Source organism: Alsobacter sp. P4_H11 (assembly GCF_056400925.1).
Map to the genome: position 1 here is coordinate 181,511 of NZ_JBFUKI010000003.1, position 13,649 is coordinate 195,159.

The window sequence follows — 13,649 nt, forward strand, 5'->3', positions numbered from 1 at the left end:
GCGTCAGGCGGCCAGGGCCGCCTCGATGGCGGCGCGGTCGATGCCCTTTTCGCCGATCACGACGAGGCGGCTGCGGCGCCGCTCGCCCGTGGTCCAGGCGCGATCGAAATGGTGGCGGAAGCGCGTGCCGACGCCCTGCACGAGGAGCCGCATCGGCTTGCCGGACACCTCCATGAAGCCCTTCATGCGCAGCACGTCGTGCTGTTCGGCCACGGCGGCGAGCCGCGCCACCAGGGCGGCCGGATCCGCGACCGCGGGCAACTCCACCACGAAGCTGTCGAAGTCGTCGTGGTCGTGGCCTTCCTCGGCGTCGTGGTGGGACAGGCGCTGGGCGAGATCGTCCTCGGCGGCGGCCGCGATGCCGAGCAGCACGTCGGCGTCGATCTTGCCCTCGCGGGTGGGGACGATCTTCACCGCGCGCGGGATCGCGCCCGTGATCTCGGCCGACACGCGGGCGAGTTCGGCCTCGTCCATGAGGTCGGCCTTGTTGAGGATCACGAGGTCGGCGCAGAGCAGCTGGTCCTCGTAGACCTCCTCGAGCGGATTGTCGTGGTCAACGGCGGTATCTTCGGCGCGCTGGGCTAGCACCTCCTCGGGATCATCGGCGAACCGGCCGGCCGCCACGGCGGCGCCGTCCACCACGGCGATCACGCCATCGACCGTGAGGCGCGAGCGGATGGGCGGCCAGTCGAACGCCTTCACGAGCGGCTTGGGCAACGCGAGGCCGGAGGTCTCGACAATGATGTGGTCCGGCCGCTTCTCATGCGCGAGCAGCGCCTCGATGGCCGGAATGAAGTCGTCCGCCACCGTGCAGCACAGGCAGCCATTGGCCAGCTCGACGATGTTTTCCTCAGGGCAGCTCTCGACGCCGCAGGAGCGCAGTATCTCGCCGTCCACGCCGACGTCGCCGAACTCGTTGATCACCAGCGCCAAGCGCCGGCCGCCGGCGTTCTCGAGCACGTGGCGGATCAGGGTCGTCTTGCCGGCGCCGAGGAAGCCGGTGACGATCGTGACGGGGACTTTGGACAATTGAGCAGGCGCGGTCATTCGGCGGCCTCAGACAGGGGCGACGGGGAAGCGGCGGGCGCCGCGAGCGGGGGCGAGCGCGAGATGACGCCCTTCTTCAGCATGTCCGGGCGTTGGCGCCACGGGATCAATCCGTCGGGAGCTTCCGCATAGAGCAGCGCGCCGTTGACGATGGTCTCGGCGCTCACCTCGGCCGGAAAGTCGCCATACACGTAGGTCCACTTTCCGGCCGCCGCGAAGCCGACCGTGACGGGGCGCTTGCAGACGCTAAGGCACTCCACCGGGATGATGTCGACGGGTGCGGCGCGCTGCGCCGCCAGATCGGCGACGGCGCGGTGCAGGCGCGCGCCGGCTCGGCCGTGCTGCTCCTCGAGCGGATCGTCGGCCAGCCGGCACGTCACGCAGACATGGATGGTTGTGCGAGCCATTCTCTCGGCGCTCCCGCCCGTGGGCGTCTTTCGATCGGGGCGCGACGGGACCGCACGGCGATCCCGGAGAATTCGCGGCTCTGGGCCGCACGATCCCGCAAGGCGCCCCGCCCGCAGCATCGGTTTTCGTGGTGGCAGGTCTCCTGGCTCGCGGATCGGCGCCGTGCGCCGCCTTCCCGGGTCGCCCCAGTGGCATATCGGCGCTCGGCTACCCGCTCACAGTTGCGGGGGCAGCTGCGGCATCGCCCGAGGGCTCACCGCATTCCCTATTCACCCTCATGCGAGGGACCATCACGGCCTCAGTGATAGGCGTGCGGAAGGAAGCCTGTCAATTTTTCCCGCGAGAGCGCCGGCGTCAGACCGGCCGGAACGGCGTGCGGGCGACCAACGCGCCCTGCCGGTCGAAGACCACGACGTCCAGCTCCACGCCGGAGCCGGCCAGCGCCTTGGCTGCCGTGGCCCAGGCCGCTTCGGCGACCGCGGCCCCGAGATCCACGCCCGCATTGCGCGCCAGCAGCAGCGCCTCGTTGGCGGAGGCCAGCGCGGCGGCTTCGGCGATTTGCCCCGCTGATGCGCCCGCTTCCCCGAACCGCTCCGAGAGCCAGCCGAGATCGACCTCGCCCCGGCGCGAGTGGAGATCGAGCAGCCCCTGGGCGAGCTTGGTCATCTTGGCGAACCCGCCCGCAACGGTGACGCGCTCGACCGGGTGGCGGCGGACATATTTCAGCATGCCGCCGACGAAATCGCCCATGTCGATCAGCGCGATCTCGTCCAGCCCATGCAGGCGCTGGACGGCTTTTTCGCTGGTGTCCCCCGTCGCGCCCGCGACGTGGTGGAGGCCGGAGGCGCGCGCCACGTCGATCCCGCGATGGATGCTGTGGATCCAGGCCGCGCAGCTATAGGGCGTCACGATGCCGGTGGTGCCCAGGATCGAAAGCCCGCCGACCACGCCGAGACGGCCGTTGAGGGTTCGCTTGGCGATCTCCTCGCCGCCCGGGATCGATATCTCGATCTCGCAATCGGCCGAAACGCCCAGCAGAGCGGCGGCCTCCGCGACGGCGGCGCGCATCATCTCACGCGGAACGGGATTGATGGCGGGCTCGCCGGGAGGGATCGGCAGGCCGGGACGCGTCACCATGCCAACGCCGGGGCCGGCGCGGAACGTGACGCCCGAGCCTGGCGGCCCACGGCGCAGCGTCGCGAGCACGAGCGCGCCGTGGGTGACGTCCGGGTCGTCGCCGGCGTCCTTGACGACGCCCGCGCGGGCGAAGCCTTCGCCAAGTTCGGTCACAGCCAGCGCAAAGGCGGGGCGGGAGCCATTGGGCAGCGTGATCTCGACCGGATCGGGAAACACGCCGGTGTGCAGCGCCTCGAAGGCGGCGCGCGTCGCAGCCGTCGCGCAGGAGCCGGTGGTCCAGCCCCGGCGGAGGCTGGCGACGGGCGGGATGTCCTCCGGCGGCGCGTGGCTCATGGCATGGTGGTAGCGCCTCCCGGGCGCGGCGCAAAGGCTTTGCGGCGTCGAAGCGCTTGCCGGGTTTTCGGATTTCGCGCAGGGATGGGGCATGACCATGCCCACGCCCGGCCTCGTGATCGCGGCCCCCCGCTCGTCCAGCGGCAAGACAACAGTAACGCTCGGCCTTTTGCGCGCCTTTGCGCGCCGCGGCCTGCGCGTGACGGGCGCGAAATGCGGGCCGGACTACATCGATCCCGCTTTCCACGCCGCCGCGACGGGTCGGCCGAGCCTCAATCTCGACGCCTGGTCGATGTCGCCGGAGATGCTGGGCGGCCTCGCCACGCAGGCGACCGCGGACGCCGATCTCGCCTTTTGCGAGGGGCTGATGGGCCTGTTCGACGGCGTGCCGGCCGCGCCCGGGCGGTCCGGCTCGTCGGCGGACGTGGCGGCCGCGCTGGGCTGGCCGGTGCTGCTGGTGCTGGACGTGAGCGGCCAATCGCAGTCGGCCGCCGCCATCGTGAAGGGCTGCGCGGTGTACGACCCGCGGATCCGGCTGGCCGGGGTGGTGATCAACAAGGCGGGAAGCGCCCGGCACACGCGGCTGGTGACGGACGCCGTGCGAGCGCTGGACATCCCGGTGTTCGGCGCCCTGCCCCGCTCGGAAGCCGTCAGCCTGCCCGAGCGCCATCTCGGCCTCGTGCAGGCCAGCGAGACGAGCGGCCTCGACAGGCTGCTGGACGGCATGGCCGACATGGTGGAGGCGCATCTCGACCTCGACGCCATCCAGGCCGCCGCCGCGCCGCTGCGGGCTTTCGGACCGGGCCGCGTCGCCCTGCGGCCGCCGGGCCAGCGGATCGCGCTGGCGCGGGACGAGGCATTCTCGTTCATGTACCCGCATCTGCTGCAGGAATGGCGGGCCGCCGGAGCCGAGATCGTCCCGTTCTCGCCGCTGGCCGACGAAGCGCCCGCGGCCAATTGCGACGTTTGCTGGCTTCCGGGCGGCTATCCGGAACTGCATGCGGGCCGGCTCGCGGCAGCCACGCAGTTCCTGGATGGGCTGCGCGCTTTCGCGGAGCACAAGCCCGTCCACGGCGAGTGCGGCGGCTACATGACACTCGGGCGCGTACTGACGGACGCCGCCGGGGTGGACCACGCGATGGCGGGGCTGCTCTCCGTGAGCTCCAGCTTCGCGAAACGCAAGATGAACCTCGGCTACCGCGCCGTGACGCTGGCGGCCGATGGAGTGCTCGGCCCAGCCGGCACGAGATTGCGCGGGCACGAGTTCCACTATGCGAGCGTGACGGATCTCGGCGGCGACGAACCCTTCGCACTCGCGGGCGACGCCTACGGCTCGGAGCCGGCGCCCTCCGGCAGCCGCAGGGGCCGGGTGACAGGATCCTTTTTCCACGCCATCGCGCAGGAGTAAGCTCGCCCGGGAGCGCCGCTTCGAGACGGCGCGCAGGGAGGAACGAGCATGAGGCTTGCGGGAAAAGTCGCCATCGTGACGGGCGGAGGCTCGGGCTTCGGGGCCGGGATCGTGCAGGCCTTCGCGGACGAGGGCGCGAGCGTGCTGGTGGTCGATCGCGACGGCGCGGCGGCGGAGCGGGTCGCGGCCGCGATCGGACCGGCGGCGCGCGCCTTTACGGCGGACGTTACCAAGGCGGCCGAGGTCGAGGCCATGGTGGACGCCGCGCAGCGCCAGCATGGGCGGCTCGACATCGTCGTCAACAATGCCGGGGTCGGGCACCTGCCGGCGCCTCTGGAAACGATCGACGACGAGACTTTCGACCGCATCGCGGCCGTCAATATGCGGGCGATCTACCTTGCGGCGCGCTACGCCGTGCCGGGCATGAAGGCCGCGCGGGCGGGGGTGATCCTCAACATCGCGTCCACGGGCGGCGTGAGCCCACGGCCGAACCTCACCTGGTACAACGCCTCCAAGGCCTGGGTGATCGGCGCGACACGCGGAATGGCGATCGAGCTCGCACCGTTCGGCATTCGGGTGAACGCTATCAACCCGGTGGCGGGCGAAACGCCGCTGCTCGCCACCTTCATGGGCGGCGACACGGAGGAGAACCGCAAGCGGTTCGTCGGCTCCATTCCGCTGGGCCGGCTTTCGACGCCGCACGACATCGCGATGGCGGCGCTGTTTCTGTGCTCGGACGAGGCGTCTCTGGTGACCGGGATCGCCATGGAGGTCGACGGCGGGCGCTGCATCTGAGGCTGGCCGCACGCAGCAGGCCCGACGCGCAACCTTCTTTCCTCCGGCCGCGTTTGCGCTGGTGTTTTCCAAGCGCGAGCCTTCGATGCGATCTCCAGTTCCAGTTTCGCCCGTCCTGCCCATAGCCGGCCGGGGAGCGCGCTGATGGCCGGGATGATGCGGGCCGCCATTCTCGAGAAGGCTGGGCAGGTTGCCGTGATCGAGCAGCCGATCCCGGAGCCGGACGCCGGGCAGGTGCTGATCAGGCTTGAGGGCTGCGGCGTCTGCGCCTCCAACCTGACGCCGTGGGCGGGGCCCGAGTGGATGGAGTTTCCGACCAAGCCGGGCGACCTCGGGCATGAAGGCTGGGGCGTCGTGGAAGCGGTCGGCGCGGGCGTGGACGCGGTTGCGCCCGGCGATTGGGTGGCGGCGCTCTCCTACCGGAGCTACGCCGAGTATGACGTCGCGGACGCCGCCAATGTGGTGAAGCTGCCGGCGGCGCTGGCCGGCCAGCCGTTCCCGGGCGAGCCTCTCGGCTGCGCGATGAACATCTTCAAGCGCAGCCAGATCGAAGCCGGGCAGATGGTCGCGATCGTGGGCATTGGTTTTCTGGGCGCAATCCTGACCCGGCTCGCATCCCAGGCCGGCGCGCGGGTGATCGGGATCTCGCGGCGCCCCTACTCGCTCGATCTCGCGCGGCGCATGGGCGCGGCGGAGACGATCGCGATGGACGACCACAACGCCATTATCGCGCGGGTTAAGGACCTTACGGGCGGCGCCTTCTGCGAACGCGTCATCGAGGCGGTCGGCAAGCAGTGGCCGCTGGATCTCGCCGGCGAGATCACGGGCGAGCGCGGGCGGCTGATCGTGGCGGGGTACCACCAGGACGGACCGCGGCAGGTCAACATGTGGCTTTGGAACTGGCGCGGGATCGACGTCATCAACGCGCATGAGCGCGATCCGAAGATCTACATGCAGGGCATGCGTGAGGCGGTCGCGGCGGTGGAGTCAGGTCGCCTGGATCCGTCCTCGCTCTACACGCATCGCTACCCTCTCGAGCGGCTCGGAGAAGCGCTGGACGCCACACGGGATCGGCCGGATGGGTTCCTCAAAGCGCTGGTGACGTTCTGATGTCGGGCTCGGCGTTCGCTTCAGCTCCAAGACCGCGGGTCGGCTTTCTCGGCGTCGGCTGGATCGGGCGGCATCGCATGCAGGCCATCATCGAAACGGGCGCGGTGGAGGTCGCGGCCGTGTCCGATCCCTCCCCCGAGATGGCCGAGGAAGCGCGCAAGCTTGCGCCCGGGGCCGCCGTGGCTCCGTCGCTCGATTTCATGCTCGAGATGGGCCTGGACGGAATCGTGATCGCGACGCCTAGCGCGCTGCACGCCGAGCAGTCGATCCAGGCGCTGGACAGTGGGGTCGCGGTGTTCTGCCAGAAGCCGCTCGGCCGGACGGCGGCCGAAGCGAAGGCCGTCGTGGACGCCGCGCGCGCGGCCGACCGGCTGCTCGGGGTGGATTTCTCCTACCGTTTCACCGAAGGCATGCGGAAGATCCGGGATGCGGTCCGCTCCGGCGCGCTGGGCGACGTCCATGCGGTCGACCTCGTGTTCCACAACGCCTACGGGCCGGACAAGCCGTGGTTCTATGATCCGGCACAGTCCGGCGGCGGATGTGTGATGGACCTTGGCGTCCACCTCGTGGACCTGGCGCTGTGGACGCTGGACTTCCCGCCGGTCGCCCGGGTGACGTCGTCGCTCTTTGCGGGCGGAGAGCCGCTCGACGGTCGAACCGACCGGGTCGAGGATTACGCTCTCGCGACCGTGACGCTGGAAAACGGCGCCGCGGTGCAGCTGGCCTGCTCGTGGCGGCTCCATGCCGGCCGGGACGCGATCATCTCGGCCGCCTTCTACGGACGAGACGGCGGAGCGGCGCTCAAGAACGTCGCGGGATCGTTCTACGATTTCGAAGCCGAACTCTATCGAGGCACTTCGCGCGAAACGCTCGCGACCGCGCCGGACGCGTGGGGCGGAAGAGCCGCAGCGGACTGGGCAAAGAGGCTGGCTGGCGGCGAGAGGTTCGACGAGCAGGCCGCGCGGTTGGTCGATGTCTCGCGTGTTCTCGATGCCGTTTACGGCCGCGCAAGCGCAATCTAAGCAGGGTTTTCAGCTACTTACGCCAATGAACCAAATGATGGTTCTTTGGCGTCCGGCGCTACTGCGAGAGATCCGCGAAGTGGCGGGCGAGCAGATATCCGAAGGTCGCCGTGGCGCATGTCACAGCCATTCCCCAGGCGATATCGACAACCGCCAGCGTCAGCGAGTAGCCGCGCAGCGTGGCGAGGTTTGTGAGGTCGTAAGTCGCGTAGGCGAAGAGACCGAAAGCCGCGCCGTAGAGCGTCGCGTCAACCCAGTTGCCGGAGCGAACGGCCGGCATGATAGCGAAGATCACGACGCCGACCACGTAGAGCGCGTAGAACAGAACCGCCGCGACCACGTTCGGCCGGTCGAGCATCAGAGCGCCGAGCTGTTCGACGTAGAATTTGCGGGCGATCACGCCGAGCCACAACAGGTCGAGCGGGATCATGACCGCGAAGGCCCAGCCATACAGGATCAACGCGCGCTTCATTTCGATCGATCTCCGGCCGGCATGGATGACCGACTATGTGCGAATGGCGGGCTCGGCTGGATCACGTCTGTTCATCATTCGGCGCGCCACAAACCCTGGATGTTCGAAAGGCCTCGTTGAGGAACTGGGACTAGTCTCGGTTCGGGCCCAGGCGCGAGGATCCGCGATGCTCGACAGGGAATGGAGAGGCCGCTTTCTCAAACGGCTGGTTCGACACGTCGACGAAACAGCCGAGCGGCAGAAGCAGATCGCAGCCGCAAAAGCAGCCGATATCGAGGTCCCCCGGAAGGCCGCGCACGAACACGCGCGCCTCTTTCCCTACGAGATCGTGGAGAAGCACGAAGAGGCAGCCGAGCGCCGCGGCGCCATGGGACGTTTCCCGACGCCCGCCAAGCCGCCCGAGCCGAAGAAGCCGCTCTGGGTGTCGAAGGCCAAGAGTGACAAGCCGACCCGTTCATTGGGCTGGCAGCGGCAAAAGCCGCGCTAGGGCGCGAACCGACCTGACTGGATCAGGTCGCCAGCGCTAATTTCCTGCTTCCGCGCGGGCGCAATTCCTCTGGCGGAATGTTGCCCTGGCGCGCGACCAGCGGCGCCTCACGCGCCGATGATCTTGTCGATGGTGATCGGCAGCTCGCGCATCCGCTTGCCGGTCGCGTGATGGATCGCGTTGGCGATCGCAGCCGCCGTGCCGACGATCCCGATTTCGCCGAGACCCTTGACGCCGATCGGGCTCACCATCTCGTCGTGCTCCTCCACGAACAAGACCTCAATGTCGTGGATGTCGGCGTTCACGGGCACGTGGTACTCGGCCATGTTGTGGTTCATGAAGCGGCCGAGGTGGTGATCCACCAGGGTTTCCTCTTCGAGCGCCATGCCGATGCCCATCACGACGCCGCCGAGAATCTGGCTGCGCGCCGTCTTGGGATTGATGATCTTGCCGGCCGCGACAGCGTTGACGATGCGGGTGACGCGGACCACGCCAAGCTCCTCATCCACCCTCACTTCGGCGAAGACCGCCGAATGCGTGTAGCCGACATGCGTCAGCATCGCGGTCTTGCTGGGGGCGGCGCTTTCCTCGGCTTCAAGTTTCTGTTTGCCGGCGCCGCGCATGATCTCCTCGATCGAAAGGCCGGCTGCGGGGTGCGCCGCCACCTCGGCGCGGCCTTCGCGAAGCACGATCCGGTCGAGGTCCACATTGGCGAGCGGGGAGCCTTCCAGGCCGCGCGCTGCCGTCAGCAACGCCTGCTTGACGCTGTCGCAGGCCGCCTGCACGGCGCTTCCGGCCGACGCCGCCGTCCAGGATCCGCCCTCTACGGGCGACTTCGGCAGGGAGCTGTCGCCGAGCTTCACCGAGACCCGATCGAGCGGAAGGCCGAAGGCGTCGGCGGCGATCTGGGCCAGGATCGTGTAGGTGCCGGTGCCGATGTCGGCGGTCGCGCAAGCGATTTCCAGCTTTCCGTCGGCCGTCAGCGTCGCCCGGGCCGCGGTTTTCTGCATCATGGCTTCCCAGACGCCGCTCGCCATGCCCAGGCCGATCAGCTCGCGGCCTTCGCGCATGCTGCGGGGCTTCGACGAGCGGCGCGACCAGCCGAAGCGCTCCGCGCCTTCCCGGTAGCACGCCCGAAGCTCCTTGCTGGTGAATGCCTTGTCGTCGTTCTCGTCACGGTCCGCGTAGTTGCGCAAGCGCAGCTCGATCGGGTCCATGCCGAGTTCGCAGGAGAGTTCGTCCATGGCGGCTTCGAGCGCGAATACACCAAGCGTCGCACCCGGCGCCCGCATGTCGGATGGCGTGTAGGTGTCGAGCTTGGCCAGGCGGTAGTCGAAGGAAGCGTTGGGGGTGTCATAGAGCAGCCCCGACCAGTTCACGACCACTTCCTGGTAGTCCTCGAAACGCGACGTTCCGGCCGTCGCGTTGTGCATCACGGATTGCAGCTTGCCATCCCGATCGGCCGCGAGGCTCACCTGCTGGATCGTGTAGGGCCGGTAGCCGAGCGTGAATGTCTGGTCGCGCGTGAGCTCGACCCGCACGGACCTCTCCAGCTGCAGCGCCGCCATCACGGCGAGGAAAAGCTGGTGCTGGGGTCGCAGGCCTGAACCGAACGCGCCGCCCACGAAAGGCGAGATCACCTCGACGTCATCGGTCGAGAGGCCAAACACGTTGGTGACGTAGGATTGCGAGTTCTGCGCACCCTGCGTCTTGTCGTGGATGGTGAGCTTGCCGCCGCCTTTCCACACCACCGTTGTGGCGTGGGGCTCCATCGGGTTGTGGTGTTCGATCGCGACCCGGTACTCGTTCTGCAGCTTCACGGGCGCCGCCGCGAATGCGGCTTCGGCATCGCCCCGCGGCTTCGGCGGGGGCTTGATGCCGTTGCGCTTCTTGAGAGGAACGTAGGCTTCGTCGAGTTGCAGATCGAGGTTGGTCGCGTGGTCGGCCGGCGTGTACTCCACCCGGACCAGCATGGCGGCGGCCCTCGCGGCCTCGAAAGTCTCGGCCACCACGAGCGCGATGGCCTGGCCGCTGAACTGGATTTCGTCGTCGTATAGCGGCCGGAACGGCGACCCCGGAGGGGCCGTCTCGTCTCGATACTTGTAGTCGAACCAGGCCGTGGAGGGCCGGTTCTCGTGCGTAAAAACCTCGACCACGCCGGGCTGCGCCTTTGCGTCGCCAGTGTGGATGCGCTTTATTTTGCCCCGCGCAATGCCGCTCGACACGATGACGCCGTGCAGCAGGCCTTCGGCGGGGAATTCGGCCGCGTATTGAGCGGCGCCGGTGACTTTCAGGCGACCGTCGACGCGCGAGCGCGGGGCGCCGACATGCGCGCCCAGGATATGTTCGGCATTGTGCATGGCGATGGTCCTTAGCGGATGCGCTTGTCGGTCTGCGACTGCGGGTGTGCTTCGGCAGCTTGGCCGAGGGCCCGGCCGATCGCCCTTCGGGCGAGCTCGATCTTGAAGTCGTTGTGGCCGTGGCCCCGGGCTCCTTCGAGCAGCAGTTCGGCCGCGCGGGCGAAGTTCTCGGGCGTGGGCGCCTGGCCCTCCAGCGCCCGTTCGGCTTCCGGCCTGCGCCACGGCTTATGGGCGACCCCGCCCAGAGCCATGCGGGCGCTCTTGATCGTTCCCCCTTCCATGTTCAGGCCGATCGCCACCGACACGAGCGCGAAAGCGTAGGACAGGCGGTCGCGGAGCTTGAGGTAGGTGTGGTTCTGGCCGAACGCCGGCGGCGGCAGCTCGACGGATGTAATCAACTCGCCCTGCCGGAGCGTCGTGTCGATCTCGGGAGAATCACCCGGCAACCGGTGGAAATCGGCCATCGGGATTGCGCGGGCGCCATCCGGGCCCTCGACATGGATCACGGCCTCCAGGGCCGCTAAGGCGACGCACATGTCGGAGGGATGGGTGGCGATGCAGTTTTCGCTCGCGCCCAGGATCGCGTGGATTCGGTTCAGGCCGCCGATCGCCGAACAGCCGGACCCGGGCTCGCGTTTGTTGCAGGGCGTGGCCGGGTCATAGAAATAGTAGCAGCGCGTCCGCTGCAGCAGGTTTCCGCCTGTGGTGGCGGCGTTGCGCAATTGAGGCGACGCGCCGGCCAGAAGGGCGCTGGACAGCAGCGGGTAGTCACGCGCGATACGCTCGTCATAGGCGAGCGCCGCGTTGGTGACGAGCGCGCCGATGCGGACGCCTCCACCAGGCGCATCCTCGATCGCGGCGAGCGGCAAGTGCGTGATGTCGACAAGGCGCGCCGGCTTCTCGACGGCGTATTTCATGAGATCGAGGAGGTTCGTGCCGCCCGCAATGATCCGGGCGGCCGGGTCGGCCAACTCTCTCACGGCCTCGGCCGCCGAGGCGGCGCGCACATAGGAGAAGCGGTTCATGGCCGCGCCTCCGCATTCTGCTGTCCATGCGCCATGGCGTGATCCACGGCGTCGACGATGTTCACATAAGCGCCGCAGCGGCAGATGTTGCCGCTCATCAGCTCGCGGATGTCCTCGCGAGACTGGGCGTGGCCTTCGTTCATCAGGCCCACGGCCGAGCAGATCTGGCCGGGCGTGCAATAGCCGCATTGGAAGGCGTCATGCTCCACGAAGGCGGCCTGCACGGGGTGCAGTTCGCCGTTATGCGCGAGGCCCTCGATGGTGGTGATTTCGGCGCCGTCCTTCATGACGGCGAGCGTGAGGCAGGAGTTGATGCGTTTTCCGTCGACCAGCACCGTGCACGCGCCGCACTGGCCGTGGTCACACCCCTTCTTGGTCCCGGTCAGGTCGAGATGGAGGCGGAGCAAGTCCAGCAACGTGGTCCATGGCTCGACCTGCAAGGCGCGGCTTTGGCCATTGATCGTGATGCGGATCGGAATGGCGCCCACGCTTGCGGACGCGTCTGCAGCAGACGGGCTCACGGCAAATCTCCGGTTGAGGTCCAGTCGGCGCAGCCTTTGTAGCTCGTCGCCGTTTGGAGGGTTCAACCGAGGTTTCGCGCAATGGTTCCTGAGGCGAAATGCAGCGCCTAGCGACGCGGTCTGGCTCGACTCACGACGCGCACACGCGCCGGCTGGGAGCGATGAGCGTCCCAAGACCTGGCCACCATGAGCACCAGGAGCAAAGTCACGATCGGCGCGGCCATGGCCGCGAAGGCTGCGGGGAGAAGGGACGTCATCGGCGCTCTCCAGCAAAGGCATGGACCAATGCGGAGGGCCGAAGGTGGTTCCCGACGCCCCACAGCGAAGCGCCGCGAGCGGCGCAGGCACGCGCTGCGGATCTTTCCTGTGCGCCACCGCCCCCTGGAGGGGCGCTGAGGATCACTCGGCAGCGGCCTTCGGCTTGCGGCCACGCTTGGCCGGCGCAGGAGCCGGCGCGGGCGCAACCTTGCGGCGGGCCTGTCCCAAGCCCATGCTCTTCGCGAGCTGCGACCGCGAAGCCGCGTAGTTCGGCGCCACCATTGGGTAGTCTGCGGGCAGACCCCAGCGTGAGCGATACTCCGCAGGCGTCATGCCGTATTTCGTCGACAGGTGGCGCTTGAGCGACTTGAACGTCTTGCCATCCTCAAGGCAGACGATGTAGTCCGGTGTCACCGACTTCTTGATCGGCACCGCCGGACGAAGCTCTTCCGCGGGCTCTTCGATGCGACCCGTCGCCACAGCCGTCATGGCTTGGTGGACGCTGCCGATCAGAGCCGTCAACTCTTCACGAGAGAGCTTGTTGTTTGATACATATGCGGACACGATGTCCGCGACGAGATCTATGACCATATCGCTGTTCTCAGACACGATGTGCTCCGTGTTTATTTTTCAGCGAGCGCAATGTAGCTTTACTTGATTTAATTGCATAGAGCGATTTGCATATAGGCCAGTAGTTCCATGCTGCTCATTGGCATTTATACACCCAATGGTTGCGCGCCCGGCTGAGCAGCTTCATTTCGTCACGGGGACTCGGTCTGCTTCACACCGCCACCGAGCCGCCACGATGATGTCGTCTGCAGCGGCAGCGCCGCATTTCGCCAACCTGGAACGCTCGACCGTGCAGAAGCCCCTCATCACAGCCTCAATCATCCTCGTCGCGGGCTCGGCAGTTGCCCACGCGGGATCCCTGCGAATCGTCAACAAGACGCGCCAGCCGATCGCCGCGGTCCACGTGTCACATGGGCGCGACTGGGGCCCCGATCACCTGGAAGGAAGGGCGATTCGCTTTGGCGAAGATCGGACGCTGCGCTGGGTTTCCGACGGCAAACACCGCCTTCGCCTGATCAACTCCCGTCAGGAGGAATGCGTCCTCGACGGCATCGACTTCGACGACGGCAAGGTCCTGACCGTCACGGACCGGGTTCTGGAACTCTGCCGCTGATCCTCCAGCCATTTGGCCGGAAAAAACTTTGCGCCGTCCGGAACCCGCGATCCTGGCCGGCGTTATTGGGGCGCATCACAGGA

At 67.9% G+C, this 13,649-nt stretch carries 14 protein-coding genes and 1 riboswitch; of the genes, 6 read left to right on the forward strand and 8 right to left on the reverse strand.

Annotated elements, in window-relative coordinates; genetic code table 11:
- Positions 1 to 3: 3 nt before the first annotated feature.
- The 3 genes from cobW to AC1DSZ_RS06630 all read right to left on the reverse strand — a co-directional run bounded on the left by cobW (position 4) and on the right by AC1DSZ_RS06630 (position 2,925).
- Positions 4 to 1,047, reverse strand: coding sequence for a cobalamin biosynthesis protein CobW (gene cobW / locus AC1DSZ_RS06620; protein ID WP_476837584.1), 1,044 nt, complete (start codon positions 1,045 to 1,047; stop codon positions 4 to 6).
- Positions 1,044 to 1,454, reverse strand: a complete 411-nt coding sequence (locus tag AC1DSZ_RS06625; protein ID WP_476837585.1) for a DUF1636 family protein — start codon at positions 1,452 to 1,454, stop codon at positions 1,044 to 1,046. The genes cobW and AC1DSZ_RS06625 overlap by 4 nt, the downstream gene beginning before the upstream one ends.
- Before the next feature lie 116 nt (positions 1,455 to 1,570).
- Positions 1,571 to 1,762, reverse strand: a riboswitch (cobalamin riboswitch).
- A 47-nt stretch (positions 1,763 to 1,809) separates the two neighbouring features.
- Positions 1,810 to 2,925, reverse strand: a complete 1,116-nt coding sequence (locus tag AC1DSZ_RS06630) for a cobalt-precorrin-5B (C(1))-methyltransferase (RefSeq protein ID WP_476837586.1) — start codon at positions 2,923 to 2,925, stop codon at positions 1,810 to 1,812.
- Positions 2,926 to 3,022: 97 nt separating this feature from the next.
- On the opposite strand from AC1DSZ_RS06630, the gene AC1DSZ_RS06635 reads away from it, so the two are divergent.
- The 4 genes from AC1DSZ_RS06635 to AC1DSZ_RS06650 all read left to right on the forward strand — a co-directional run bounded on the left by AC1DSZ_RS06635 (position 3,023) and on the right by AC1DSZ_RS06650 (position 7,260).
- Positions 3,023 to 4,333, forward strand: coding sequence for a cobyrinate a,c-diamide synthase (locus AC1DSZ_RS06635; protein ID WP_476837806.1), 1,311 nt, complete (start codon positions 3,023 to 3,025; stop codon positions 4,331 to 4,333).
- Positions 4,334 to 4,381: 48 nt separating this feature from the next.
- The gene (locus tag AC1DSZ_RS06640; protein WP_476837587.1) at positions 4,382 to 5,128 is read left to right on the forward strand and encodes a glucose 1-dehydrogenase; all 747 of its coding nucleotides are present in this window, start codon (positions 4,382 to 4,384) and stop codon (positions 5,126 to 5,128) included.
- Between the two features lie 144 nt (positions 5,129 to 5,272).
- Positions 5,273 to 6,238, forward strand: a complete 966-nt coding sequence (locus AC1DSZ_RS06645) for an MDR/zinc-dependent alcohol dehydrogenase-like family protein (protein ID WP_476837588.1) — start codon at positions 5,273 to 5,275, stop codon at positions 6,236 to 6,238.
- Entirely contained in the window at positions 6,238 to 7,260 is a 1,023-nt protein-coding gene (locus AC1DSZ_RS06650) for a Gfo/Idh/MocA family protein (protein WP_476837589.1), read from the forward strand. Before AC1DSZ_RS06645 ends, AC1DSZ_RS06650 begins: the two co-directional genes overlap by 1 nt.
- Positions 7,261 to 7,318: 58 nt before the next feature.
- On the opposite strand, the gene AC1DSZ_RS06655 is transcribed toward AC1DSZ_RS06650, so the two are convergent.
- The gene (locus AC1DSZ_RS06655; RefSeq protein ID WP_476837590.1) at positions 7,319 to 7,732 is read right to left on the reverse strand and encodes a DUF2177 family protein; all 414 of its coding nucleotides are present in this window, start codon (positions 7,730 to 7,732) and stop codon (positions 7,319 to 7,321) included.
- Positions 7,733 to 7,898: 166 nt separating this feature from the next.
- Here AC1DSZ_RS06655 and AC1DSZ_RS06660 point away from each other — a divergent pair, with 166 nt between their 5' ends.
- Positions 7,899 to 8,219, forward strand: a complete 321-nt coding sequence (locus tag AC1DSZ_RS06660) for a hypothetical protein (RefSeq protein ID WP_476837591.1) — start codon at positions 7,899 to 7,901, stop codon at positions 8,217 to 8,219.
- Positions 8,220 to 8,326: 107 nt separating this feature from the next.
- Here AC1DSZ_RS06660 and AC1DSZ_RS06665 read toward each other — a convergent pair whose 3' ends face one another.
- From AC1DSZ_RS06665 to AC1DSZ_RS06680, 4 genes are all read right to left on the reverse strand, one after another.
- Positions 8,327 to 10,579 (reverse strand): xanthine dehydrogenase family protein molybdopterin-binding subunit, encoded by a 2,253-nt coding sequence (locus tag AC1DSZ_RS06665; protein ID WP_476837592.1) that lies wholly within the window; start codon positions 10,577 to 10,579, stop codon positions 8,327 to 8,329.
- Positions 10,580 to 10,590: 11 nt separating this feature from the next.
- Positions 10,591 to 11,604: an FAD binding domain-containing protein gene (locus AC1DSZ_RS06670; RefSeq protein WP_476837593.1), complete on the reverse strand. Its 1,014-nt coding sequence runs from the start codon at positions 11,602 to 11,604 to the stop codon at positions 10,591 to 10,593.
- Positions 11,601 to 12,125 (reverse strand): (2Fe-2S)-binding protein, encoded by a 525-nt coding sequence (locus AC1DSZ_RS06675; RefSeq protein WP_476837594.1) that lies wholly within the window; start codon positions 12,123 to 12,125, stop codon positions 11,601 to 11,603. Before AC1DSZ_RS06675 ends, AC1DSZ_RS06670 begins: the two co-directional genes overlap by 4 nt.
- A 399-nt stretch (positions 12,126 to 12,524) precedes the next feature.
- Entirely contained in the window at positions 12,525 to 12,974 is a 450-nt protein-coding gene (locus tag AC1DSZ_RS06680; RefSeq protein WP_476837807.1) for a Ros/MucR family transcriptional regulator, read from the reverse strand.
- A gap of 217 nt (positions 12,975 to 13,191) precedes the next feature.
- Here AC1DSZ_RS06680 and AC1DSZ_RS06685 point away from each other — a divergent pair, with 217 nt between their 5' ends.
- Complete coding sequence (locus tag AC1DSZ_RS06685) at positions 13,192 to 13,566, forward strand: hypothetical protein (RefSeq protein WP_476837595.1); 375 nt, start codon at positions 13,192 to 13,194, stop codon at positions 13,564 to 13,566.
- The last annotated feature ends 83 nt before the right edge of the window (positions 13,567 to 13,649 follow it).